18 protein-coding genes are annotated in these 25,598 nt (G+C 47.1%); 6 read left to right on the forward strand and 12 right to left on the reverse strand.

Features of this window, described 5'->3' with window-relative positions:
* Positions 1-168: 168 nt before the first annotated feature.
* The 5 genes from QUA88_RS04720 to QUA88_RS04740 all read right to left on the reverse strand — a co-directional run bounded on the left by QUA88_RS04720 (position 169) and on the right by QUA88_RS04740 (position 5,710).
* The gene (locus QUA88_RS04720; protein ID WP_333270504.1) at positions 169-2,682 is read right to left on the reverse strand and encodes an MASE1 domain-containing protein; all 2,514 of its coding nucleotides are present in this window, start codon (positions 2,680-2,682) and stop codon (positions 169-171) included.
* Positions 2,683-3,239: 557 nt separating this feature from the next.
* The gene (locus tag QUA88_RS04725) at positions 3,240-4,580 is read right to left on the reverse strand and encodes an ABC transporter substrate-binding protein (protein ID WP_333208317.1); all 1,341 of its coding nucleotides are present in this window, start codon (positions 4,578-4,580) and stop codon (positions 3,240-3,242) included.
* Positions 4,581-4,645: 65 nt separating this feature from the next.
* Complete coding sequence (locus QUA88_RS04730; protein WP_333053225.1) at positions 4,646-4,837, reverse strand: hypothetical protein; 192 nt, start codon at positions 4,835-4,837, stop codon at positions 4,646-4,648.
* 261 nt (positions 4,838-5,098) lie between these two features.
* A complete protein-coding gene (locus QUA88_RS04735; RefSeq protein ID WP_333267726.1) occupies positions 5,099-5,557 on the reverse strand; it encodes a hypothetical protein in 459 nt (152 codons plus the stop codon).
* An 18-nt stretch (positions 5,558-5,575) separates the two neighbouring features.
* The gene (locus QUA88_RS04740) at positions 5,576-5,710 is read right to left on the reverse strand and encodes a hypothetical protein (RefSeq protein ID WP_333267711.1); all 135 of its coding nucleotides are present in this window, start codon (positions 5,708-5,710) and stop codon (positions 5,576-5,578) included.
* 61 nt (positions 5,711-5,771) lie between these two features.
* Between QUA88_RS04740 and QUA88_RS04745 the strand changes: the two genes are divergently transcribed.
* Together QUA88_RS04745 and fmt are read left to right on the forward strand one after the other, a co-directional pair.
* Positions 5,772-5,999, forward strand: a complete 228-nt coding sequence (locus QUA88_RS04745) for a hypothetical protein (protein ID WP_333208315.1) — start codon at positions 5,772-5,774, stop codon at positions 5,997-5,999.
* Positions 6,000-6,139: 140 nt separating this feature from the next.
* On the forward strand, positions 6,140-7,153 hold the full coding sequence (fmt, locus tag QUA88_RS04750; RefSeq protein WP_333053222.1) for a methionyl-tRNA formyltransferase: 1,014 nt from the start codon (positions 6,140-6,142) through the stop codon (positions 7,151-7,153).
* A gap of 253 nt (positions 7,154-7,406) precedes the next feature.
* Here the strand turns inward: fmt and QUA88_RS04755 are convergent, their stop codons facing one another.
* The 4 genes from QUA88_RS04755 to QUA88_RS04770 all read right to left on the reverse strand — a co-directional run bounded on the left by QUA88_RS04755 (position 7,407) and on the right by QUA88_RS04770 (position 12,069).
* Positions 7,407-8,648: an exonuclease SbcCD subunit D gene (locus QUA88_RS04755; RefSeq protein ID WP_333270507.1), complete on the reverse strand. Its 1,242-nt coding sequence runs from the start codon at positions 8,646-8,648 to the stop codon at positions 7,407-7,409.
* Positions 8,649-8,756: 108 nt separating this feature from the next.
* Positions 8,757-9,332 carry a Uma2 family endonuclease gene (locus tag QUA88_RS04760; protein WP_333053218.1) on the reverse strand — a complete coding sequence of 192 codons (576 nt, stop codon included), beginning with the start codon at positions 9,330-9,332 and terminating at the stop codon, positions 8,757-8,759.
* An 88-nt stretch (positions 9,333-9,420) separates the two neighbouring features.
* Positions 9,421-10,698 carry an ATP-dependent DNA ligase gene (locus tag QUA88_RS04765; RefSeq protein ID WP_333270511.1) on the reverse strand — a complete coding sequence of 426 codons (1,278 nt, stop codon included), beginning with the start codon at positions 10,696-10,698 and terminating at the stop codon, positions 9,421-9,423.
* 315 nt (positions 10,699-11,013) lie between these two features.
* Positions 11,014-12,069, reverse strand: a complete 1,056-nt coding sequence (locus QUA88_RS04770; RefSeq protein ID WP_333053215.1) for an acyltransferase — start codon at positions 12,067-12,069, stop codon at positions 11,014-11,016.
* A gap of 208 nt (positions 12,070-12,277) precedes the next feature.
* On the opposite strand from QUA88_RS04770, the gene QUA88_RS04775 reads away from it, so the two are divergent.
* Together QUA88_RS04775 and QUA88_RS04780 are read left to right on the forward strand one after the other, a co-directional pair.
* Positions 12,278-12,583, forward strand: coding sequence for a glutaredoxin family protein (locus tag QUA88_RS04775; RefSeq protein ID WP_333053321.1), 306 nt, complete (start codon positions 12,278-12,280; stop codon positions 12,581-12,583).
* A 199-nt stretch (positions 12,584-12,782) separates the two neighbouring features.
* A complete protein-coding gene (locus tag QUA88_RS04780) occupies positions 12,783-14,342 on the forward strand; it encodes a UDP-N-acetylmuramoyl-L-alanyl-D-glutamate--2,6-diaminopimelate ligase (protein ID WP_333232181.1) in 1,560 nt (519 codons plus the stop codon).
* 258 nt (positions 14,343-14,600) lie between these two features.
* Here QUA88_RS04780 and QUA88_RS04785 read toward each other — a convergent pair whose 3' ends face one another.
* Complete coding sequence (locus QUA88_RS04785; RefSeq protein ID WP_333270514.1) at positions 14,601-16,217, reverse strand: HAMP domain-containing sensor histidine kinase; 1,617 nt, start codon at positions 16,215-16,217, stop codon at positions 14,601-14,603.
* A gap of 405 nt (positions 16,218-16,622) precedes the next feature.
* On the opposite strand from QUA88_RS04785, the gene QUA88_RS04790 reads away from it, so the two are divergent.
* Positions 16,623-18,029: a TldD/PmbA family protein gene (locus QUA88_RS04790; protein ID WP_333053209.1), complete on the forward strand. Its 1,407-nt coding sequence runs from the start codon at positions 16,623-16,625 to the stop codon at positions 18,027-18,029.
* Positions 18,030-18,338: 309 nt separating this feature from the next.
* Here the strand turns inward: QUA88_RS04790 and patX are convergent, their stop codons facing one another.
* Positions 18,339-18,542, reverse strand: coding sequence for a heterocyst-inhibiting protein PatX (gene patX, locus QUA88_RS04795; RefSeq protein ID WP_333208308.1), 204 nt, complete (start codon positions 18,540-18,542; stop codon positions 18,339-18,341).
* Positions 18,543-19,512: 970 nt separating this feature from the next.
* Positions 19,513-20,244 (reverse strand): dephospho-CoA kinase, encoded by a 732-nt coding sequence (gene coaE, locus QUA88_RS04800; RefSeq protein ID WP_333270519.1) that lies wholly within the window; start codon positions 20,242-20,244, stop codon positions 19,513-19,515.
* A gap of 206 nt (positions 20,245-20,450) precedes the next feature.
* On the opposite strand from coaE, the gene QUA88_RS04805 reads away from it, so the two are divergent.
* Complete coding sequence (locus tag QUA88_RS04805; protein WP_333208306.1) at positions 20,451-25,598, forward strand: CHAT domain-containing protein; 5,148 nt, start codon at positions 20,451-20,453, stop codon at positions 25,596-25,598.

Below are 25,598 nucleotides of genomic sequence, written 5' to 3' on the forward strand. Positions count from 1 at the left end.
CATCTCTGCTCTCCAAAATCTTTCAAACTGCGCTAATTATATTTATATCCTAATGGCTTTATTGATTTGGCTATATGTGGAATTTTTTGATACGTGATAGCGAAATAATCAGCAAATTGCGGAGGCTAATAAAACCGACAACGCTCGAAAAGAAATGTCAATAAATTATTATTTGTCAGACTTTTCGGTTGAGATTGAAAGGTCGGTGAAAATAGCTGGCAGCCGAATAGTAAAGGTAGAACCTTTGTCCACCTCGCTGAATGCGGTAATGTCTCCGCCCATCATTTCGCAGAATTTCTTAGTAATCGTCAGCCCCAAACCAGTGCCGCCGTACTTTTTAGTAGTTGAGGAATCTGCTTGGGTGAAAGGCTCAAAGATTCTGGCTAACTGTTCGGGACTCATGCCAATGCCGGTATCTTTGACCGTAAAAATGATCCAATCTTGAGCGGAAGATAATAGAGACAAGCTATTTTCATTTTGGCCACCTCCTCTATACGCTCCAAGTGTTTTGCCTTTCTTTGCAGAGTCGGCAGGGGGTTCGACGGATCGGGTAACGGCAAAGGTAATCGCGCCGGAGCAAGTAAATTTCGCGGCATTGCTGAGGATGTTGAGCAGAGACTGCCGGAGTTTAGTCAAGTCGGTCTGCATTGAGCCAATATCATCGGGGCATTGTATTTCTACAATATTGCTATTTTTGTCTGCCATCGGCGCGATCGTGGCAACTACTTCCTCAACCAGAGTTGAAATGGTGAAGGTTTCGAGGTCGAAGTCGATGCGACCTGCTTCAATTTTGGTCAAGTCGAGAATATCTTTAATCAGCGCGAGTAGGTGCTGGCCGGCCGTGTTAATTCTCTGGAGGTCGTCGATGAACTCTTCGGCACCTAGGTCTCGGGCGTCTTCTTGCAGGATCTCGCTGTAGCCGATGATGGCGTTGAGGGGGGTTCTGAGTTCGTGACTCATGTTGGCGAGAAAAATGCTTTTGGATCTATTTGCAGCTTCGGCGGCTAATGCGGCGCGGCGGAATTCTTCGGAACGCAAGCGTTCGGTGATGTCGGTGGTCATGATTAAAACGCACTGAGTGCTGCCGAGGTGGATGAGTTCCACTGACAGCAGCCAGTCGCGCACTTCGCCGGCTTTGGTGCGAATTTTGATTTCTTGGTTGCTGATCGAATTTTGTGATTGCAAAATCTGGGCGAGCCGCCCCCCGTCTTCTGAATTGACAAATATTCCTAAGTCGCTGGGAGTGCGGCCGAGAAATTCGTGCCGCAGCCAGCCTAATGAGCGCAAAAAGCTTTCGTTGGCATCGAGGAAGCATCCGTCTGTGAGGGTGCAGATGCTGATCCCGACTGGGGAGGCGTGAAAGGCTTTGGAAAATCTTTCTTCTGAAGAACGCAGGGCGGCTTCGGCTTGCTTTCTGTCTGTGATGTCTTGGACGGTGCTGGTGATGTAGAGGGAGGTGACGGCGGCTTGTTCGTAGACGGTGCGGTTGCTACCGTCGGGAAGTATGAGCCTGTAGTCGATGCTGTAAGGCTGTTGCTGAAATAAAGCGGCTTCGATCGAGGTTCTGACTAATTCTCTGTCTTCCGGGTGCACGTATTCCAAGAAGGCTTCCAGGCTGGGTTCAAAAGTTCCGGGTTCCTGTCCCAGGATGCGGTAAATTTCCTCTGACCATCGCAATTGCTGGGCGTTGCGGTCTAAGTCCCAGTTGCCTAGCTGGGCGATGCGTTGGGCGTTAGCGAGGCTGGCTTCGCTGGCGCGCAGGGAGACTTCTGCTTGGTGGCGTTCGGCGACGGTGGCAGCTAAGACTAAGCCGGTGACGGCGATGACGGCGATGAAGGCTTGCAGGGATAACAGTGCTTGGGGGATACTGCTGGCGTGTTTGAGGAAGGGGCCGCTGCCTCGGGCGATACCCCAGATGGCGAAGCCGCAGAGGATGAAGTTGGAGAGGGCGGTGTAGCGCTGACCGAATCGAAAGGCAGCCCAAACTACTAGGGGAAATGGTAGGTATTCGAGGGGATAGCGGGCGTAGGCGGCGCGGGTGCGGGAGCAAAAGACGAGCCAGCCGACTGCTAGTAGCAGCAGCAGCCAAATCGCTCGTTCAGCTATCTGTTTGCGATGGGTGGGGACTTTGGGCAATTGTTGCCACGTCAGTAGCAGCGGGGCGACGAGCACAATTCCCATGGCGTCTCCGACCCACCAAGTCCCCCAAATCGTGCCAAAATCGCTCCAGCTAGATATACCACTCAGGCATACGAGGATGCTGCCGATGGTGGAGCTGATCAGGGTAGATCCCAAGGCTGCTAGTCCGACTATTCCTAAAACGTCTTTGAGCCGATCGAGCCCGGCGCTAAAGTTAAGGCCTTGGAGTAGATAAGTTCCCGTCCACGCTTGCAGGCTTCTGGCGCCTGCCGATATCAATGCCGTGGCGATGTTGGCCGACGGTACGCTCATGCTGAACAGGAAGCCTCCGATCGCGATTCCCGGCCACAGTTGCCGCCCAAACAGCAGCAGGGCGACTTGGGCAATTCCTGCTGCTGGCCACATCGGGTAAATTTCTGAACTGAGGGTGAGGGTGGAAATGGCGAATTGCGACGCCCAATAGTAGACCAGGGCGATCGCGCCTACTGCGAGGAAGTACCGCCAGGAATGTCCTTTGATTGCGTTAAGGAACTTTGTCTGCATGGTCGTTTGGGGAAAAGGTGGACGGTTGTTGGGGTCTCAGTATGTGGCACGGGACAGGCACAGGGTAGAGAAAATGTTTCTATTAGGTGATGGTAGGTCATGGGTGGTAGGTACTGGGAGAAGCTTTTGAGCTAACTTTTTGTGGTGCCGTTGAGGGAGCGGTTTTTTTGTTCGATCAAATCTGCCCATGAATTTCGGGAGTATCGCTTTTTTGTAAATATATCTCTAATGGCTAAGCAATTGGTTTGTAAATTTTGGTTTTTGTTAAAAATTTATTACCGAGCGACAGCGGGTGTCTTTTTGTGTCGGGCGATCGTAACTCAATGCACCCTAACATCTTGCACCCCGATCGATAATACCTAAAATACCTAAAATACCAATAACAGAGACGTAAAATCTCTGCTTTTAGGTATGTTTGGGTCAATAAACACGGTTTCTGATTAGAACAGCAGGCGGTAGTTATTTTCACTAGATTTTTAACCAATCAATCAAGGCTTCAAGTCTTGCGCTTGGATACAGTGAAAGCGGATATATTACAGCAAAAAAAAATTTTTTGTCTATTTCTCTTTGGCTGTTGCAATATCTAAGGTTAGTGTCAAACGCTCTTGAGATTCTTTAAGGGCGTCTTGGGGGTTGCGGCCGAGAAGGGTTGCCTCTATGGCGCGACCGAGGTTTTCTGATAGGCGGGAGTAACCTGATATAATGGGTCGCGCTCTAGCTGAGTTCATTTGTTCTAAAAATACTTGCAAAACAGGGTTTTTTTCCACAAAGCTTTGATAAGCTTGGCTCTGTCTCGATTTTAAGTTAATGGGTAAATAACCTGTTCCCAATGCCCATGCTGTTTGGAATTCTTCACCTATAACGTATTCTAAGAATACTAGGGCTGCTCGCTCTCGTTCTGGCGAGGTTTTCATTAAAAATAGGTTTTCACCCCCTACGACGGCTGCGGGGCGTTTGAGGATGGGTAAAGGCATTGCTCCGTAGTCGATCGCGCTTTGCTGCAACTGTGCTAGCGTCCACGGCCCGGTGATTTGCATGGCGACTTTCCCGGCGATGAAATTGTCGAGTTCGTAACCGCGTTCGGGTGCTGACAATATTGCTGAACCTTCTTTTAACAAGTCGCTCCACAATTCTAAGGCGGCGTGAGAACCGGGATTATCTATTTGGGGTACAGGATTTTGAGGTATTTCGCCTTTGAGTTCGCCCCCTGCACTGAACATGAATGGCAGCCAGGTAAATACTGTCCATTCTCCTTTGCCTAGGGGGAGCACTATGCCGTGTTGGTCTGTGCGGCCGTCTCCGTTGGTGTCTCGCGTGAGCGATCGGGCTGTTTGCTTTAATTGCGCCCAATTCTGGGGCACTTTTTTGATTCCTGCTGCTGCAAATAAGCTGGGACGGTAAAATATGGCGACGTTGTTTGTGCCTAGGGGAACTGACCAAATGTGTCCGCCGAGTTCCATTGACTCGAAGAGTGCCGGGTAGATTTCGGCTTTCCGGGGCGATTTGTCGATCCAGTTTTCTAACGGCACAATTGCGTTTAGTTCTGCTAGTTTTCCGGCACTTGTAGGACTATTCCACAGCAAATCCGGCGGTGCATTTCCAACTATTGCTGTTAGAATTTTTGGCAGTTGTTGGTCGGGCTGACCGATGTAAATTGGTTTGATCTGGATGTTGGGATGTGTTTTGTTGAATTTGTCTGTGAGGGCTTGAAATACGTCGCGATTGGGGGGGGGATTGATGCCGTGCCACAGTGTGAGTTCGATCGGTTCGCCGTTTTTCGATGCGGGGGTTGTGCGGTTTTGACAGCCGCTTAATATTAGCAAATTTAAGGTAATTAAAATGCAGATCGCTAGTTTTAGTGGTCTTTTAATTGCTTTGGATAATTTGGAGAATATCATTTTTTATTTAGATTCAGGGAAGCAGACTTTTTTAACTGCAGATGAACGGGGATGGACGCGGATAGTTAGAGGTTGGTAAAACGAGCTAAATCTCGAAAATCTGCTGGTAGCTGATTTCTCTCTCCATCGGAGGTGTTTTGAAACAAAACAGTGAAAGCTCCTGCTCCTAGTCTATCTTGCGGCCACATCCGATAGCAAGGAATTTCTGTCAGGTGCGATCGATATTTTTCTAAATGAGGAACAGTGACTGGCCCCAATTCGGGGAATTTGCTTAACTGCCCTTCGCTGACTTGTTCATTTTATGCAGTTGAATAAGTGCAGCTCATGTATGCAAGATAACTTTGGGGCTCTACAATTTTAGCAGAATTGGCTAAAATTATTTTTTGGCGATTGGCATTGCTGTTGATGGTGACATTACAGCGGATTCCAGGTTTATAAAGTACACCCCAGAAACCGGGTTTCTTCTGGATTTCTCGCCAGAAACCGGTTTTATTCAAGAAACCCGGTTTCTCTGTACTTCACTTACCTGGAAAGTGCTGTATGAAAGCAGCCGGGTGCTTGTCTCTTTTTGCTAAGAGTGATTTACCAATACAAGGAGCATCTACTATTACTAAATTAGCCGTTTGTGGTATTTTTTCGGCAAGTATTTTTGAATCGACGTTGGCGGCGGCTGATGGTTGAATTTGGCAGCGTCTTAAATTAGAGATCGACATTCCCATGCGTTTGCCTATGGCTTCGTTGCACAACAGCAATTCTGGGTTTAATGTTTTCCAGGCAAATATACTTTTTCCTCCGGGGGCGGCGCACATATCTAATATTACTTTGATTGGCTGCGGTATTGTTAATAAGATAGAGGCGGCGAAGATTGAGAAAAAGTCGAGACAGTAGTAATGTTCTGCTTGATGTAAGGAATGTTTTCCCGGCTGGGATTCTAAGGCTAGTCTATCTACAAATTGGGGTTGCCAAGAAACTGGAATTTCGAGATTAAATGGGTTTTATGTTGGTTGTGGTTGCAGCCACAAAATAGCAGAATTAAAAGCTTGGGGATTAGTGACGGCGTGAATAAACTTTTCTTGTTCGGCGGTGTAGGCAAATAAGCTGCGGCTGAGTTTTAGCAGAAAATTCGACAATTATTTTCCTGTTCTAGTAGATATGCTAAAATTGAAATTAGCAGTAAAAAATGTAGATTATATGAAAATTTTTACTAAAACAGTTCTAGTTAACTTGGGAAGCATAGATGCAAATGTTGTTGCGTATATAAAACTCATTGGTTTTGAGCGATCGAGTTGGGCTGCACCTGAGTATCAATCGAGATTTTTTTTGCCGATCGCACAACTCGGAACAATTATAGAAGTGTATAATCTAGAAGCAAACTATTATTGTTTTAGCCGATCGATAAATATTACACGAGTCCGGTGAGTGAAAATACTCATAAACTCGCTTGTATCATAGCTGCTACGCGCTGAATAGTCTGTATAATATACTATGGTTTTTTGCCATTACCTAATTGACGACTAATGAGTAATGACTGAGGACTACTTACTAATAACGAAGAATCTATGAAAATTGTTTTTTTTGGCACTCCCGACTTTGCTGTCCCTACTTTATCCAGTTTGTTAAGCCACCCAGAATTTGAGGTTGTGGGTGTAGTGACTCAGCCGGACAAACGCCGGGGAAGAGGCAATCAATTGATGCCTTCACCTGTAAAAGATGTGGCTTTAAATCACAGTATCCCGGTTTTGCAGCCGCAACGAATCAAGAAAGATGCTGAAACCATTGCCAAATTGCGAGAAGCGCAGGCGGATGTGTTTGTGGTGGTAGCTTACGGCCAGATTCTTTCTCAAGAAATACTCGATATTCCTAATTTGGCTTGCGTTAATGTTCACGGTTCAATTTTGCCGAAGTATCGCGGTGCGGCGCCGATTCAGCGCTGTCTTTTTGACGGGGAAAAGACAACAGGAATTACTACTATGCTGATGGATGCTGGGATGGATACTGGGGCGATGCTGTTGAAGGCTTTTGCTGGGATTTCGCTGTTGGATAATGCTGATTCTTTGGCGGATAGGTTGGCGGAAGTTGGGGCGGATTTGTTGATAGAAACGTTGGTGAAATTGAGGGACGACAAAATTGAAGCTGTTGTTCAAGATGATGCTGAGGCGACTTATGCGCCGATGATTAAGAGTGCCGATTATGTGCTGGATTGGTCGAAAAGTGCGATCGCCCTTCACAATCAAGTTAGGGGCTTTTTCCCGGATTGCACGACGACTTTTCGCGGCAATTCTCTGAAGGTGATAGCTACTGTGCCCGTCGGGCCGGAATATTGGCTGCAAATGCCAGCAGATTTGAGAGTTTTGGAACGCGAATGGCCTGTTTTAGCCCAGTTGTCGGGCGCAAATGGGGAAGTTGTGAAGGTTGTGAAGGGCTTGGGGGCGATCGTCCAAACCGGTGATGGTTTATTATTGTTGCGGGAGGTGCAGTTAGCGGGGAAAAAGGTGCAGTCGGGAGTGGATTTTGCCAACGGAACTCGGTTGGTTGTAGGGGAAGTTTTTGGGATGGTTGAAGTTAAGGAATGAGAATTAAATAACTTCCACAAGTTTGTGGGATGGGCGTCCCGCCCGTCCAAAAAAGACGGGCGGGACGCCCATCCCACAATAACAATTAAAATTGTAAGTTCTTTAATTCGCGATCCTAAGTAAATGAGTGGTAGGGAGAAACCGGGTTTCTGCGAATCATTTGGGTTGAGTAGGAAAAATATAGGAAAAAACCCGGTTTCTGAGATTGTGTGGTAGGGAAAATTTACATACCCGATCTTACCTAAAATTCTACCTAAAATTCAACTAAAACTTCCTCCGTACCACCCAACAAACCCTGCGCCGCCTCTAACATACTCTCCGCAACATCTTTCAAATCTTCGCGACTTGCCAGATAAGTTTTCAAAGCTTCTAAGGGTTCTATACTATTATTAGCATTCAATTCTGGCAACCGCGGCCTCGCTAGCTGACTGACTAATTCCGGTTGAATTGTGTAGCTGTGCGCTTCGCCCAAAAGTGCGTGCAATTCTGCGCTGTCGATTAAATCCAATTGTTCGGATCGCAATTGGTAAATTAATCTCACAACCGCGTCTTGGATTTCTTTCTTGCCAATAGCTTTAACTAACTCTGCTTGCGGATTTTCCGATTCGGAAACATTCACTTTAATCGTCTGAAACACCCGCACTGGCAAAGCGCAAAATTCCCACTCAGCTTTTCCCCGTTCCAAATTAACTAACACAAAACCTTTATCTTCTTTCTCTTCGCTAAAATCAACTCGTTCGATGCTTCCGGGGTAAATTACGGGCGGATTGTTGTCAGCATTGAGATTTTGGTGTTTGTGTACGTGGCCGAGAGCAACGTAATCAAAACAAGGGCGAGTTAGCATGGAAACGGGTATGTTAAAACCTTTACCAACTGCTAAAAAACGCTCGGCACCCAAGCTTGCTTTATCGGCCATTAAATGCGCTAAAAGTACGGTTGGTATGTCGGGGTTGAGGCGGCGGATTTCGCCTTCCATTGCGATCGTCAGTTTTTCGGTTAATAATTGGTTAACATCGCCCATAGACAGGCTTTCAGTCTCGGAACGTGTCATTAAGGTCGATCGAGTCAACCAAGGCAATGTTACCACCTGTACGGGCCCGCTGCGGGTTTGAATCAGGTGAGTGTCCAGGCGATCGCCTACAATAAACTTAGGTATCCCCAAAGTCCGATAAATCCCCAAACTCGCGCCGCCTTGTCCCTGGGAATGTTGGTCATGATTTCCTACTAGCAAAACCGTCGGAATTTGCGCCTCCACCAAGCGGCTGAATTGGCGAGCAAAAGCCTCTTTTACAAACGGTGGAGGCGTCGAATCCGGGAAAGCATCGCCGCCGAATAGGACTAAATCTACGGGTTCAGAAATTGCTCTATCCATACATTTGCTCAGCGTCGCCGCGAAGTCTTCCAGCCGCGTATTTAAACCAGTTTCGGGATTAATCCGGCCGTGGGAAAAGCCACTGCCCATGTGAATGTCTGAAAGGTGTAAGATTTTAATCATTGTTTTTTCTATTTGTTAGTTATCGTTTGGTTCGGAGTGAGGAGTGAAGTCCTCAGAAGCATGACTTGCATTCCTGACTGCGAACCCAAGAAAGTTGTTTTTCATACATCACAATATGATGCCGGGGACTTTTTCATAGATTTCGCTAATTTCACAACTAAAATTCGCACTAACAAATTCTACTCTATCTCCTTGTCCGTAAGTTTGATAAACCCAATTTCCTGACTCGTTAAGCCGAAAACACTCTATTTTAATTTCAGATTGAGTGATGAGTACGTATTCTTGCAAACTCAGAGAAGTTTGGTAATCGACAAATTTATTGCCCCTGTCAAAAGATGCAGTTGAGGGAGATAGCACCTCAATAATTAGAGATGGATAGAGAATGAAGTCTTCGGTGGAACTTGTATCTCTTTCGTCGCAAGTCACCGCTACATCAGGATAGTAATAGCAATTTGCATCTTCCAGTCGGACTTTTATATCTGATGAAAGAACTAAGCAGGAACTCTCGCGGAGATGATTGTTAAGCAAACTTGCTAAATTTACTGAAATAACAATATGAGGTTTTTTTGCCCCCGTCATTGCATAAACGTGTCCGCGTCTGTATTCGTGTTTGATGGGGCTTACTCGCTCGCCTTCTAGGTACTCTTCTGGGGAGATGTAAAAATTATTTTTGCTAACAAACATTGATGTTTCCTCCAACCTTTTTATTTACCACTATTGGTTAATAATCGCACACCAGGCTGGGAAACGTCACTGCAGTTTCCCTACAAATTTAACAAAACTCCAGAAATCGGGCGTGCCACAGTTTGCCGCTTTCCGTCAAACCCTGCGATCGCACTTTAATTTTGACATTTTTGGGGTTAGCCTCGTAGAGTCGGGCAATTTCCTGCATTTCCTCCGCGCTAAACCCGGTTCCCACGGTTCCTACTGGGACTAATTTGCCATCAATTTCTTGCGCTACTTTGACGGCGCTAAACGGCCGCCCCGCAACTTTTGTGGCCGTCAAACCCACAATAAATAAATCGTGTTCTTGACAGTATTTAGTCCTCACCATCGGATATTTCTTAACATCTTTGCCGCCGACATACTGGCAGTTGTGCAACACCCAAACTTCGCCTTCTCTATTTTCAGATTCCTGCTGATTTGCCAGGACGAGTTTTTCGGCGGTGGTGCGAAATGTCGGTACAACTTCAAAGGCTGGGGATATATTTGCCAGAATTTCGCCAACTTCAACTCCCGCTGCAATTCGTTCGGATTCAGGCACGGTAGTTAAATCATTGCCTTTGAAAAACAAACTTTTAAAAATGGCATAAATTGCGCTGGGCTGGATTGTGGGAAAACCGCTTTCAATATTAACTGTAGCAGCTTGCGCGCCGGTGCGGTGTTCGCTGCCGGTACAGCTTTTGTAATACAGTTCGCCGTCTAAAATAAAGGTGCCAATTTTAGCGGCTGTGTCGATTAATGCCTGTTCAATTTCAATCGATGCTTGTTGCCGCAGGTTAGTCGATCGCGATTGGTAGTATGCTTTATCTGGCGTCGCGATGACCACTACTCGATTGCCGTCGCGCTTTGGCTGTCCCCAATAATCGGGATTTTCGATGTAATAAGAACGTTCGCTCGGCGCGTCCACCGGCTGCATGGTGACAATCCTTCCCGGCTGCAAATGCGGTGGCAATTCGGGAACTACGGGGTCATTAACAGTCTCTATTCTGGCAGCGGTAGTTGATTTGGCAGCAGGAGCAAGATTGGTGCTAGATTTGTTTGGAGTATTGAGGGCGATCGGCTTTTCTCCTGTTTCCAATTCAAACGCTCTTTTCCAAAAGCCGATCGCCATTTCCGGGTATCCTTCCGACTCCGCGCACAGTGCAAAACCAATAACTTTTGCCGTACCGATGCCGCGCCCGTAATCAGCTAAATACTGCACTGCCCCCGCTTCTCCCATCAAGTGCAATTCTCGCTGAACAATGCGATTGTTCCAGCGTTCTCGAATGTCGCCGCTAATTTTTTTGGCTGCTTTTCGCTTGGCTTCTGCGTATTCGGTGCAGTCCATACTGCCTCCTTTATGTAGGGCTATTTCTATACTATACTAAAGCTTGATTTATTAGTCAATCCTAATTGGAAAATTAGTTGGTGTGAATAAATTTAACTTTTTCATTGGTGAACTAGATTTATTTTTTTACCGCAGAGGCGCAGAGGGCACAGAGGAAGAGCAGAAAGAGAGTAATCTAAACTCTCTAATCCCCAATCTAAAATTGATATTAGGTAGCCCCAAAAAATGCTACTGTAGGCAAGAGCGAAACGATGATAATCATCCCTCCCTAATCTAAAATCTAAAATCTAAAATCTAAAATATAAAATTGTATGATTATCCCCTGGCACCTGTTATCACTTGGAAAAATTTAGGCGTGTACCTTTGTAAAAGACTACCCGCAGCCAGCGTTAGTAAAGTGGAAATTGTCAATATCAACAAATAGTGTATCATGACAGTTATCGAATTTGGCGTTTTTGACAATTTCTCAAAAACTTCCTTCAAAACTGTTACCGTCGGTTCGTGAGAAGCATAAACAAAAAATGCCAAACCCGAAAGATTTAAACACACCTTTTGCAGCTTCCCACCTACCAAATCGGCAGCGCACCAAATCGCCATCGTACCTACTACTCTGGTGCAGCATTCAAACAGGTGTTGGAAAGTTTCTATTTCGGATGTTTTCATTATTGCCAGCACAACAGCCATCGCTAAGTATATGCTTACGATCAAACTTTTTCGTCGATTGATCCAAGTTAAATCCAATTTTTGAACAGCAATCAGACATCCCAAATAAAAGAACAGTGGCCCCAACCACTGGATTTTAATAAAACCAAGTTGTAATTTCAGCAACCAAGGCGCGGCAAACAAAGCCAAACCTAGATAGGGTATCTTTCTAGCTACCAGTAAAAATACCGGAGATAGAATCACCATCGCGATTAAGTCCCGGACATACCAGAAATGAAATGCGATCGGATAACCGTTTCTGTACCCCGTCAAACAATCTATAAAATTGGCGAAGCTGTAGTCTTCAATGTATTTTTTGTAATGACCTTGAATAATAGAAGTTGTTGCCGGTATGTTCAAGACAATTAAGACCATTGCCAATAAAGCTAAGTTCCAAAATAAATAGGGAACCAGGAGAGTCCAAAACCGAGACTTGAGCTTTTCTTGGTAAGAATTTAGCGATAAGTTAAAACTTTTGAAAAAAAGAAATCCTGAAATAACAAACAAAAAAGAAACGCAGGAACCACCCCAAGTGCTCGCAATAAAAGTCTGGAAAAAATTGTCAGCATATCCCACAGAATTTATAGACGAGTGAATAGTAACAATCCCAATAATTAGGGGGAGACGTAATAATTTAATTTTCCCAGAAATTTCAGGCGTAATTTGCATTTTTTACTGACCGAGTGTATGGATAGATCGACCTGTATTTACATTGAGATGGCAAATTACCGTAATCGGTTTGCCGTCAATGCTAAGATAACATCGGATCGCGCATTGCGACCAATAAAGCCGTGAGTTGTGTCTTACTCGCGTTGAGTTAGCCCAATGGCGATCGCAGGTTTGATAATTTAAGATCGAGTTTAATTGTACTCTTATGATGCGATTGATTTTGTACACCAAACCCGGATGCCACTTGTGCGAAGGGTTGCAAGAAAAACTCGAACAGATTGAAAGCCTGAAGTTTCAACTCGAAGTCCGAGATATTACCGAACGCGATGACTGGTTTCAAGCTTATCAGTACGAAGTTCCAGTTTTGTTTAAAGCGCAGCCCCAACCAACAAATTCTGCTGGCGAGGCTGCATTCTCCCCTGAAGAACTTTTACCCCGTCCTTCTCCCCGCTGTAGTGTCGCCCAATTGGAGCAAATGTTACAGAAATATTTGCAAATCGATCTGTCACAATAATACAATTTACCCAAAAACTCAGGTTTTAATCCTGACTTCGGGGTGCTCGGTGTGCAGCTTACTCTAGGGCGAGAGCTTTTACACCGCGCACCAAAAAAACTTAGGCTTTGCACCGCCCACAGCAAAAACCTGTAGAGAGTGGCTCAAACAATGTGTTCCGCCAGTCATATTCAAGACATCCAAGTGAGGAGTTTTTCAGATGAAATTGAGAGAATTATTAGCAGCAGTTCCCAGCATTTCCTTTGACGCCCAACATCCCGCCCTCGATGTCGAAGTCAAGGGTTTATCCACTAATTCCCACGCTTGTCAGGCGGGCGATTTGTTTTTGGGAATGCCGGGAACTCGGGTAGATGGCGGAGATTTTTGGCAAAGTGCGATCGAATCTGGTGCAGTTGCCGCCATAATTTCCACCCAAGCAGCCGAGAAGACACCCCCCCAACCCCCCCTTAGCAAGGGGGGGCTAGAAGAGGTTCCTTCCCCCCTTAGCAAGGGGCTAGAAGAGGTTCCCTGCGTCATCGCAGCAGCCGATATGGCTCAAGTTTGCGGTCAAATAGCCACTGCTTTTTACGGCAATCCAGCTAGCAAATTAAAACTTGTCGGCGTTACCGGGACTAACGGCAAAACTACAACCACTCATTTAATCGAATTTTTGCTCAATGAAATGCAGTTGCCGACGGCAATTTTTGGTACGCTTTATACTCGCTGGCCGGGATTCCAACAAACTGCACTTTACACCACACCTTTTGCAGTTGACCTACAAAAGCAATTAGCAGAAGCTGTAGTCGCCGGATGCAAACACGGGGTAATGGAAGTCAGTTCCCACGCTTTAGCGCAACAGCGAGTTTTGGGGTGTAGTTTTGAAGTTGCTGTCTTTACAAATTTGACTCAAGATCATCTCGATTATCACCGGGATATGGAAGATTATTTTGAGGCTAAATCGCTTTTGTTTGGTTCGGATTACCTCGCAAATCGCGCTGTGATTAATATTGACGATACCTACGGGCAGCGGATAGTTGAAACCCTCAAATCTGACCTAGTTTGGAGTTACAGCACTAGCGACAAAACGGCAGATTTGTATGCTTCAGATTTGCAGTATCAGCCTAATGGAGTTACGGGAATGCTGCACACTCCCAAGGGTGAAACAGCTTTTTCTTTGCCTTTAGTCGGTCAGTTCAATTTATCAAATATGTTGGCTGCTGTTGGTGCTGTTTTAGAATTGGGTTTAGATTTGTCCGCAATTGTGGAGAAATTATCTCAGTTTTCGGGAGTTCCGGGACGGATGGAACGGGTGCAAATTAGTCCCGACCAAGATATTAGCGTTATTGTTGATTACGCACACACTCCAGACAGTTTGGAGAACTTGTTGAAGGCGTCGCGGCCGTTTATTCCGGGTAAGATGATTTGCGTGTTTGGCTGCGGTGGCGATCGCGATCGCACTAAGCGGCCGATCATGGGTAAAATTGTGGCAGAATTAGCCGATTTAGCTGTTGTTACTTCCGACAATCCGCGCACGGAAAATCCCGATCGCATTTTGGAGGATGTTTTAGCAGGAATTCCCGCCGCAGTAAAGCCGATTGTGATGTGCGATCGCGCCGCTGCAATTCGCACTGCTATTATGGACGCTAAACCGGGAGATGGCGTGCTGATTGCAGGGAAAGGACACGAAGATTATCAAATTTTGGGCACCGAAAAAGTCCATTTTGACGATCGAGAACAAGCGCGAGATGCCTTGAAAGCCAGAATGAATTCGGTTAAATGAATTCGGTTAACAGTTAACAGTTAACTGTTAACTGTTAACTGTTAGCTGTTCGTGGGCTGTGAAATTTGTTGTATTTTTAAGTATTGATAGGACGATAGAATCTGATTGGCACTAGATTATATCTGATTAATCCTGAGACTAAACAACTCAAACTCATTGACTGTTGTATTTCTGCACTGGGAGAAGGAACGGAGTTTGTCATTGAGATTTTCATTGATTAAAACTAATGACTAATGACTAATGACTAATGACTAAGCACTATTGCAGCGGCAAAAATACCGTCATCACCTCGCCCTTTTGGGGTCGCTGGCGAATTACCAACTTCCCGCCAGCAGCCCGAAATAAATTCTTAGTCACGCTCAAATTTAAACTCAAACTTCCAGTCTCCGGCTGCACCATCAACAAAGGCCCGATCGATCGCAAAGGAGCATTCGCCGCTTCTGCAAAAGTCGATGCGACATTACCTTCAGGTAAGTGTTCCGATTCCAACTGCAACTTTAACTGATTGCCCGCCAATGTCACCTCCACCTGAATGCGACTCCCGGAAGGCAAAGTTCGAGTAAAATTCTCAATCAAATTAGTTAAAACCTGATCCAGCATCGTCGGATCGCTGACTACCGCCGGCAACTTTTTCGGCACAATAACTTCCAAAGTGTGGTTTCGCACAGTCGCCTGTTTTTGCCAGCGGGGAATGCTATTTTGTAGCACTTCACCGAGGGACATTGCTGTTAGCTGCACGCCCGAATTTTTAGCTTGCGACATTTCCAATTCCACGGCGCGGAAAATTAAACCGAAGCGATCGATCTGAGCGGTACACTCAGCATCAATCATTTCCAAACGCTTGACCACCACTGGCTCAAGTTTGGGACGTTTCAGCAACAATCGAGTCAGCGTGCGAATAGTAGCCAAAGGAGTGCGGACTTCGTGGGCGATCGCCTGTAGCAATTCCACCTCTTTCGTAGCGAGAGGAATTGGAGATTGGCAGTTGATATCTGTAGCCGATAACTTGTGATGTCTATGGTTCAAACCATCATCACTTCTTTCATCCTTTATCCTGCCTGCTTCCTCTTTCCCAACCGGCAAATTATGCAACAGCAAGCGGCTGAACTGCATCACTGTTTGATAATTTGGCTCCACAGGCAAAAACTGCTGGAACAGCGCGTCTAATTTAGTAGAATTATTAGTTAATTGGCTAACTGGTAAATTGAAGCTACCGTCAGAATTGGCAAGCAAACATTCGCTTTCAGTCACCCTGCGCCGCAAAACCTCCCAAGCTTTGGCGACTACTTGCGGATCGAAAGAAAATAGAAAAGCCGGAATTCCTGCAGAATTTTCACCCAAAACCATCACCAGGCTAAAACTAGCAGTTAAAACCAAACAAAACTGCTCGTTGGCTAAGGGATCGCCACTTGCCAAAGCCAAAGCCGGGGCCGCCGCAGGCACTGATATTTGCACATCAGCCGCCGGCATTAAAGCTAAAGTTTGTCTAGCCCGAAAAGACCACAAAGCTGCATCGTTGTCGGGAATACTGGTAAAAATCCAATTGGCAAAGCCGTTGGCCAAAGCGGGGTGAGTCAAAACCGAAGACGGGCCCGACAACACCAATCCCTGACAGGAATTGGAGATTGTCGATCGACCATTTGCTCGATCGGCATCTGTTTTTTGTCCTGCTTTTTGCCGATCGAGCATTTGATTCAAAGCTGCGATCGCCCCATACCATTCCTGTTGGGCTTTGGGCCGAGAAGCCCCACGGCTTACAGGACACCGATGGCGGTTGTTTCCTCCCGCCAACTTAGCATCAAAGAGACTCAGGTCATTTTCTTGGCCTTCGGAGGCTAAAATTTCGCTTATTGTCGGTAAAAAGTAAGTATTCATAGTAGTTATAAACCCACCTTCGGAGGCATGAAGGGTGAAGTATTTATGTATAGGAAAGTTCAGGAGTTAGGAGTCAGTCGATTTTAGATTTTAGATTTTAGATTTTAGATTTACCCCACAGATAAATCTGGGAGATTGAACTAGGGTCTAAAATTTTTATCTTTCCACGACTTAAGTACGTGGCACGGTATCCGTTTTTGGGCCGGGTCAAGCACCAGCACGATCGAAAAATCCCGCATAATTTCTTGCGCCTTCCTCCTAACTCACAGGATATCCACATTTGTCAACTAACGATATTGGCAGAACCGTACCAATAAGTCGCAATCTCCGCGCTTGGGGCGATATTTTGTACGATCGCCCTGACAACAGTGCAAAATGAAGTAAGTTAAACACCGTGCTTTCCTTATGCCCACCTCGATCGCCGACTCGAAAAATCTGCTGTCAGACTTAATGGCACGCTACCGCCACCAAGTCGATTATCTGGCAATTCGACTGGAAGAAGCCGAAGGCACCGACATCCTGCTGCGGGGCGAAAAAATTGAAACCCTCAGCGAAGGAGTCTCAATTGGCGGCCAAGTCAGAGCTTGTCACAAAGGCGGCTGGGGCTTTGCCAGTTTTAACCGACTTTCCACCCTCGCCGAAAGAATCGAAGAAGCCATCGCCGCGGCCAAACTGATCGGCGAAGAAGAAACGATCCTAGCGCCTGTCACCCCAGTACAAGACATTTGCTTGCTGCCGCTGACAGGAACAGACCCCCGTCTGGTTCCCCTAATTGACAAAAAGCAATTGTGCGATCGTTACGCGGCCATCCTCCGCAGCATTGACCCGCGCATCGCCACAATCTCCGTGCGCTACGGCGACAGCACCCAGCGGATCATCCTCGCCACCTCCGAAGGCACCATGCTCGAACAAGGTTGGGCAGACATGGAAATGCGCTTTGCCGCCACAGCCCGCAGCGGGGAAACCGTACAAACCGGCCGCGAAACCACCGGTTCCCGCAAAGCTTACGAAGACTTAACGGATCTCGATATTCAAGTTCGCAGCGCCGCCCAGAGAGCCGTAGATTCCCTAGCCTTACCCCCCGTCCAAGGCAACACCTACACCGTCGTCATCGACCCGATTTTGACCGGATTGTTTGTCCATGAAGCCTTCGGACACCTTTCCGAAGCCGACATGGCCTACGAAAATCCCGACATTTTGGAAATTATGACCCTCGGCCGCCAGTTCGGCCCAGAAAACTTGCAAATTTTCGACGGTGCATCGCCAGAGGGACACCGGGGCAGCTATTTCTACGACGACGAAGGCACTCCCGCGACTACTACTCAGTTAATTAAAGACGGCGCTTTAGTCGGGCGACTGCACTCGCGGGAAACGGCGGGCAAGTTGGGAGAAACGCCTACAGGCAATGCTCGCTGTTTGAATTATCATTATCCGCCGATCGTCCGCATGACGAATACTTGGATCGAACGGGGTGACACGCCAGTTGCTGACTTATTTTCTGGTATCAAAGAAGGAGTTTATGCGCGCAATTGGCAAGGCGGCATGACTAACGGCGAAATGTTTACTTTCAGTGCCGGCGAAGCTTGGATGATCCGCGACGGAAAATTAGACAATCCGGTGCGGGATGTTACTCTTTCGGGTAATGTTTTCAGCACTTTAGCCGATATTGAGGCGATCGGCGACGATTTCTACTGGGATGAATCCGGGGGCTGCGGCAAGGCAGGGCAAAGCGGTTTGCCCGTGGGCTGCGGCGGCCCGAGTTTGCGGATTCGCGATGTCGTTGTTGGTGGCGAAGCTGCGGAAGAAGATTAAATCTGCAAAAGTTTAAAAAAAAAGGTAAAGCGTAAGATTCCTACTCGCGCTTTACCTTTCTTTTTTTTTGAGTGCAACATTTCCCGCCCGTTGGTGGTGTCTGATATCTTGAGGACGCTTGGCCAAAAAATCGAAATAGCGAACAATTATGCCTTGACTCGTCAAATACTGCTGAAAAATCGGTTTTTTGCTACGCAGTACGTAAGTCCGCAATTAATGGCTCGAAATATTCAATTTTTCTCTTCTTATCCCAATTTTCTTTTCTCCCATTCTCCCCCTAATTCCCTGCAATTATCGCTTTTTTCGGCTTTATCTCCCGCTTCCTCGTTGTGGCGGCTTATTATCTGGCTCCTTATCGTAAAAGGTCTGAGAGTCGGCTATGGCGGTTAAAATTTCGGGAGCAGAGTTGTCTTGAGCAAAAAAGGTCGATCGAGTTTCTAAGCTTTGAGCATTAACTGCGCCAGCACTCAGTAACAGGCTTGACATCAGGATGGAAGAGTAAACGCGCATCATAAATTTTGGTGGGTGTATTTTCCCTTCTTGATACGCAGTCTGTACTCTGCTATCAGGATAAAAAAAATAATTGTGGTGAAATCATCAATTAGTAAGTGACGGCACCTGCAATTTTTTTGAATTTTGGTTAAAAGCGGGTTAAATCCCTCATCTAGCTCGCTTTTTCGCTGGTAATTTCTAGTTCTCTGCTAGTTGCGGGCAACCAGCAGAATTCAAGACCATGTTCACAAAAAAAATGCTACTCTTCTAGGCCCGTATTCCCAGCCCTCGTAGTTATAAATCATTCCCCAATCTAAAATCTAAAATATAAAATTTAAAAGGGTATCGCCCCTGGAATCCTTTTGAAACAGTCTTCCAAGAAAGAAACAAAAAGCGCCAATTGTAAAGTTTTACTACTTTTATGATTAACTTGATAATTTATTGAGTTGAAGTGGCAACCGGGGATTACAGACACAACAAGAGAGTACCCAGGCGCGCCATCAGGACGTTATACTAATTCTCAAAACTCATGCAACAGTAGCGCTCCGGGTGCGTCGCCACCTGCCAATCCTAAAAAAGAGCGACAATCTCCAAGCGACGAACCTTACCTGAAGCGTGAGCGTAAACAAACCAAAAACTCATAATTGTTGCAAGAGTTGGGAGAATTGGTATTACATATAAATATCTTGGTGAATGAGATTCCTTAAAGGAGGCAATGCCTAATTTTCACATTAACTTCATAAATGGTTGCTCTTGTATTTTTAAATAAATTGTGCATCTTTGATTTTTTCGGATCTTTTCTGATCTGGCTTTGTGACAAGAGCGGTGACGCGCCATTCTCAAGGAGGAGTCGAAAGCGGTTGAGGGAAAAAAGCCCCTTCGCAAAATCGTGGATTCAATCTCAAATCTCACATCTAAAATGGACTAACTGCCGCGCAGAAATTAAAAAAACCTGGTTTTAAAACTCATATCGCCGAGTCAATCTCAAATATCAAATCTCACAGCGACTGAGTTGCACATCTACCTGCTGGAATAGCGAGTCGAGGGTTGACGAGTTGTCCAAAACAACATCAGCTTGTTGACACTTTTGAGCTAGCGGCAACTGGGCGTTAATGCGGGCATTAGCTCGATCGTAACTTAAGCCATCTCGCTGCATTAGTCGTTCTAACTGCACTTCGGGTGAACAGTACACTACCCAAATTTCGGTACACAAGTCAGTCATGTTAGCTTCAAACAGCAGCGGCACTACCAAAACCAAAGTCAACGTGTCAGCCTTGGCACAGAAACCGGGTTTTTTTTCAACAATACTTCGTTCTAGCTTTTGGTGAAACAAGCCGGTTTCTTGAGTCTTTGTACCTAAATCCTGTGTGTCTTGGGATACCAAACTCGATGCAGCAATGTAGCTTTGAGTTTCCTCAACTAATCGGCGGCGCACGTAAGGGTGAATCTGTTGTTCCAACCACTGCCGCTCGTCTGCGTTACAAAAAATAATACTTCCCAACTCTGGCCGATTTAAATTGCCGTCCGGGAGCAAAATACCCGCGCCGTATCGTTTTACAATAGAGTCAAGTATTGGCGAACCGGGGCTCACAGCTTCGCGGGCAAAAATATCGGCATCTAAAATCGGAAATCCACAGGCATCGGCCAGATAATTAGATATAGCGGTTTTACCGGTGGCGATGCCCCCAGTTAAACCGATCAGACGGACAATTCGATCGCTCATAATTTTCAGGCGTTTAAACGGAACTGTGTTTCGACACTTACTGTCAGTCTTTGCTATGTTGGTGACACAATCAAATTTAGACTTAAATTTTAAGATTTGCGATCGAGAGTTCGCGTTAGGAAGTGTCAGCATTGGGTGCGATCGACTCTTTTTTACCTAAAATCTCAATTTTAAACTCGAATTAAGGTCTAGACCGAGGCAAACTTATGAATGCTCAACGTGCTGTGCGGTCGATTTTGGCAGCAATTCCCATTGCTGGATTTTTGATATTAGATTTTTTCCCCAACCTGGTTTTCCTCAAAGAAAACAGCAACGGATGGGTACTCGTGGCAATTTATCCCCAATCTCAAATTGCTGCGGCACAATCTATTACTCCAGCCCCAGACGGCACCGGAACCAATGTCACCGCCCCACGTACAGCGTCGCCTCCTCGCTACGACATTCAGGGCGGCACTACCTCCAGAGACGGAGCAAATTTGTTCCACAGTTTTACTCGGTTCAATCTGAATTCGGGCGAAACTGCCAATTTCATCTCCAACCCAAGCGTTAAAAATATCCTCGGCCGTGTTGTCGGGGGCGATGCTTCCTTAATTAATGGTCTAATTCAAGTTAGTGGCGGCAATTCTAATTTGTTGCTGATGAATCCCGCAGGCATTATCTTCGGAACAAATGCCCGACTCGACGTGTCCGGGTCTTTTTTGGCTACCACCGCTAGCGGTATCGGTTTTGACGACGGTTGGTTCAACGGTACTGGGGCGAACGACTTCGCGGCCCTCGTCGGAACGCCCAATGCTTTTGCTTTTGGCCCACAGCCGGGGAGTATTGTCAATGCCGGTAACTTGGCTGTCGGCACCGGGCAAAATTTGACTTTGCTGGGCGGTACGGTCATCAGTACAGGACAACTTTCAGCCCCAGGCGGTCAAATTACTGTGGCGGCTGTTCCGGGCGAAAATCTGGTGCGGTTGAGTCAAAACGGACTTTTGCTGAGTTTAGAAGTTTCTCCGGCAGCAGCAGTGTCGGGTTCGGAAGCTGTTCCCTTCTCTGGGCTGAGTTTACCTCGGCTGCTCTCTGGCCCCGGCGTGGCTCACGCTACGGGTATAACTACGAACGCTCAAGGTGAAGTGGTGCTCACAGGCGGCCAAACAGTGCCTGCAGGGGCTGGAAATGCTCTGGTAGGGGGTGCTGCAGACGTGTCTGCCAGGGGGGGCGTCGGAGGAAGCGTCAACGTGTTGGGTGACAAGGTAGGGCTATTGGGAGCGAAGATTGAGGCTTCGGGCCCGGACGGTGGCGGAACGGTGCGGATCGGGGGAGATTACCGAGGCGAGGGAACTGTGCCGACTGCCGGGATGACTTACGTGGATGGCAAAAGTTCGATCGCAGCCAACGCAACTGAATCAGGCAACGGCGGCAGAGTTGTTGTCTGGGCTGACAACACAACAGCATTTTTGGGCAGCATCAGCGCCAATGGCGTTTCTGCAACGGGAACCGCAGGTGTTGGGGGGTTTGTGGAAGTTTCGGGTAAGCAAAGATTGATTTTTAACGGTACTGTTGATACCTCTGGGACAAACGGTTTGGGGACTTTGCTGTTAGATCCTGAAAATATTTTCATTACAGATTCCCCAGAAGCTGCGGGCGATGCGGAAATAATTGCTAACAATAATATTTTGGCAACAGGAACGCTACCAGGACAGGAAAACAATTCTGAGCCTTCGCTGACAATTTCGGCTAGAGCTTTGGAAAGTATGTCGGCGACTGCAAATGTGGTTCTCGAAGCGCTCAATGATATTACAATTGCTGATTTGGCGGACAATCAGTTGAGCTTTCAAGCAACTACTGGTTCGGTAACATTTAGAGCAGATGCGGATGGCAATGGTGCGGGTGCTTTTTCGATGAATGCGGCCGATACAATTAGCACGGCTGGCGGTGCTATAACCATTTCGGGAAGTCAAATTACAGCGGGCAATTTGTCAAGTAACGGCGGAAATATTAGTTTGATTAGTCCGGGTTCGACTGTTGCCAACAAGATTTCTTCATCCAATCCCAGCACTGGCAGCAGCGGAAATATTTTGCTCGAAGGCCTGAATGTAACGGCGCAAAAACTTGATGCCAGCGGCCCGGAAGCGACGGGAAATGTCACTGTGACGGCTCGAAATGTTCTGGGAGTGAGCTCGATCGCAGGGGGTTCGGGAAACATTACTTTGACTGGTAATGAAATTAATTTTAAAGGTGACAAAAATTCAGTCAGCGGTACTGGCTTTTTGGTACTGCAACCTTGGAGTCCTGGTCAAAATATTGCGATCGGCGGTTCTGGAGATGTCGGTACTAATATTTATTTGAATCTGACCGCAAACGACCTCGGAAGTTTGGAAAATGGGTTTGCTGGAATTACGATCGGGCGCAGCAACGGTATCGGTTCAATTCTGATTGCTAACGATTTCACATTTTACGATCCGCTAATTATTCAATCGCCAGCGGGTTTGGGGACAATCACTACTACAAGTTCCCTGACAGGGGCAGACAAGGCCTCAATTACTCTCAAAGCTGACGGCAATATCAGAACCGGAAATATCACTACCAACAATCAGGAAATTCGCATCGTCAGCACCGCAGGCAATGTCACAACCGGTCAGCTACTTACTGGAACTGCCCGCACCATCAACACTTCTGTCAATCCTCCCGAAGATATAGGCAATTCGGCGGGAGATGTGAGTGTTACTGCACAGGGTACGGTGACTGCTGGGGCGATCGACACGAGGGGCGATCGCGCGGGGAATGTGACGCTAACGGGGCGCAATGGAGTCACTGCAGGGGCGATCGAAGCTGGCGGCTCGCAAACACCGGGAAATATTACTTTAACTGGCAACGAAATTGACTTGACGGGTGACAAAAATTCGATCGCCAGCAACGGCAATCTGGTGCTGCAACCTGCCGATCCCAGTCAAAATATTATAATTCAAGGTTCTGGCGATACAGAAGCTCTGAACTTGACTGCTGCTGAATTGAACACTTTTCGGAATGGGTTTGCTTCGATGACGATCGGGCGCGCTGACGGTAGCGGTGCGATCTCGATTGGTTCTCCAACGCCAAATTCAACGCCAAATTCCACGCCAGTGGCGGTGACATTTCAAGATCCGATGACGATTCGCTCGCCGTTGGATACCGGCGCGATCGTGGGAACGGGTGCGATCGTCGGTACTGATAACGCCACGATCTCTCTGATGGGCGGTACTGTAGCCGTCGGAGACGTTACCTCGATTGCGGGGATTAATATCACTAGCACCCAAGGCAATTTGACTGCTGGTACGGTTTCATCTCGCTCAACTTCCGGGGTGGCGGGCCCTATCAATATTCGCAGCGCCGGTGCGGTAGAAACCGGCAATATCGATGCTTTTGGTGCCAGAAGCGGGGGAGATATTTCGATTGCTGCGCCGGGCCGGATCGTTACAGGGGTGATTAACTCGAGTTCGCAATCGGGAAGTGCCGGTTCGAGCCAAATTACTGGCCAGAAAGATGTTGAAGTTGTTTCGATCAAAGCTCGCGGCAATACCGGCGGCGATGTGGCGATCGAGGCTGGGGGAGCATTTCGGCCACCGGGAACAGGAACGGCTGCTGAACCCGCCCAGGTCAGCATTTCTACAGAAGGGCTGGCTCAATCGGGTTCACAGACGCTGCTGCAAAGCTCTTGCCCGTCGGGAACCTGCACGGCGGCGACTGTTGGGACTGGAAACTCGAAGTCGAATACTGCCACTTCCTCAACTGCGATCGGGCCGCTGGCGATCGTGCCGACTCCGGCACCAACTACCACTGTGGAACTGCAAACTACAGAGAATTCTCAACAAATTGTGACTCAGGTGAGTCTCGGCCCCCCAGTGTCTGCGCCAAAGCTCAGTAACGCAAATGTCTCGCCAGAACCTGCTGTTGCGTCTGTTGAGGCGCAGTCTAACCAGACTGCTGCCGGCCCGGTAGTGCGATCGCCGTCGGTGTTAAAAGACAATTTGCCCGCGCCTGCGGTGACAGAAAACGCCAGCGTGGCAAAAACTCCACAGAAGCCGGGGAGTGCGGTAACGTCAGAAGGTATCGGGAATGTGAGGGTTCCTGAGATTTCTCGATCGAACTCGATCGCGCAAATAAATCCGATCGACGCAGTGCAGCAAAGGGATAGAACTCAGGGGCGGGACTTTGAACGTTACTTTGGGGGCACTGTGACTGAAAAGTCAGTCACACAGCAAAGTATTCGAGATACTCTCAGCAGTGTCAATCAATTGACTGGGGTTAAACCCGCCATCCTTTACGTATGGGCAAAAGACAAACATTTAGAACTTGTGTTGTTGTTGCCAGACGGCAAAAATGTTTTTAAAAGTGTGCCGGCAAGCCGCGAGACAGTGCTCAAAGTTGCTAAAGAATTTACTAATGCTATCAGAAGTCCCAGGAGATTGAATGCTGTTGATTACAAGCAACCTGCCGAGGAACTTTACCAGTGGTTAATTGCACCGCTGCAACCGGAATTGGAGGCTAACAAGATTGACACTTTGGTGTTTTCGATGGATGCCGGTTTGCGAACTTTGCCTTTAGCTGCTCTTTACGACGGCAAGCAGTTTTTGGTAGAAAAGTACAGTTTGGGGCTGATTCCGAGTTTGAGTTTAACTGATACTCGCTATGCCGATGTTAAGGGTTCTGAAGTTTTAGCGATGGGTGCGTCGAATTTTCCCGCCAAATACGATCAAAATCCTTTGCCTGCGGTGCCGTTGGAAATATCGACAATTGTGGGCAAGATTTGGCCTGGTTCGTCTTTTCTTAATGAAGCTTTTACTTTGGCAAATTTGAAGCAGAAGCGCAATCAATCGCAATACAAAATTATTCATTTAGCTACTCACGGCGATTTTCAGCCTGGGGGGGCCCAAAATTCTTACATTCAGTTTTGGGATACTAAGTTGCGGTTGAATCAGTTGGATCAGTTGAAGTTATCTAACCCGCAGGTGGAGTTATTGGTTTTGAGTGCGTGTACTACGGCGGTGGGAGACGAACAAGCTGAGTTGGGGTTTGCGGGGTTGGCGGTGCACGCGGGGGTAAAATCGGCTTTGGCGAGTTTGTGGTATGTCAGCGATGTCGGTACTTTGGGGCTGATGACTGAGTTTTACCAGCAGTTGCGTACAGCGCCGATTAAGGCTGAGGCTTTGCGGCAAGCGCAGTTGGCGATGTTGCGGGGTGAAGTGCGGTTGCAAGATGGTTATTTGGTACGATCGGGCAACAATCAAGCTCTGCCTTTGCCGTCGGAGTTGGCCGCCAGGGGCGATCGAAATTTGTCGCATCCTTATTATTGGGCCGCTTTTACAATGATCGGTTCGCCGTGGTAA

It is taken from the genome of Microcoleus sp. D3_18_C2, assembly GCF_036702395.1.
Lineage (GTDB): Bacteria > Cyanobacteriota > Cyanobacteriia > Cyanobacteriales > Microcoleaceae > Microcoleus.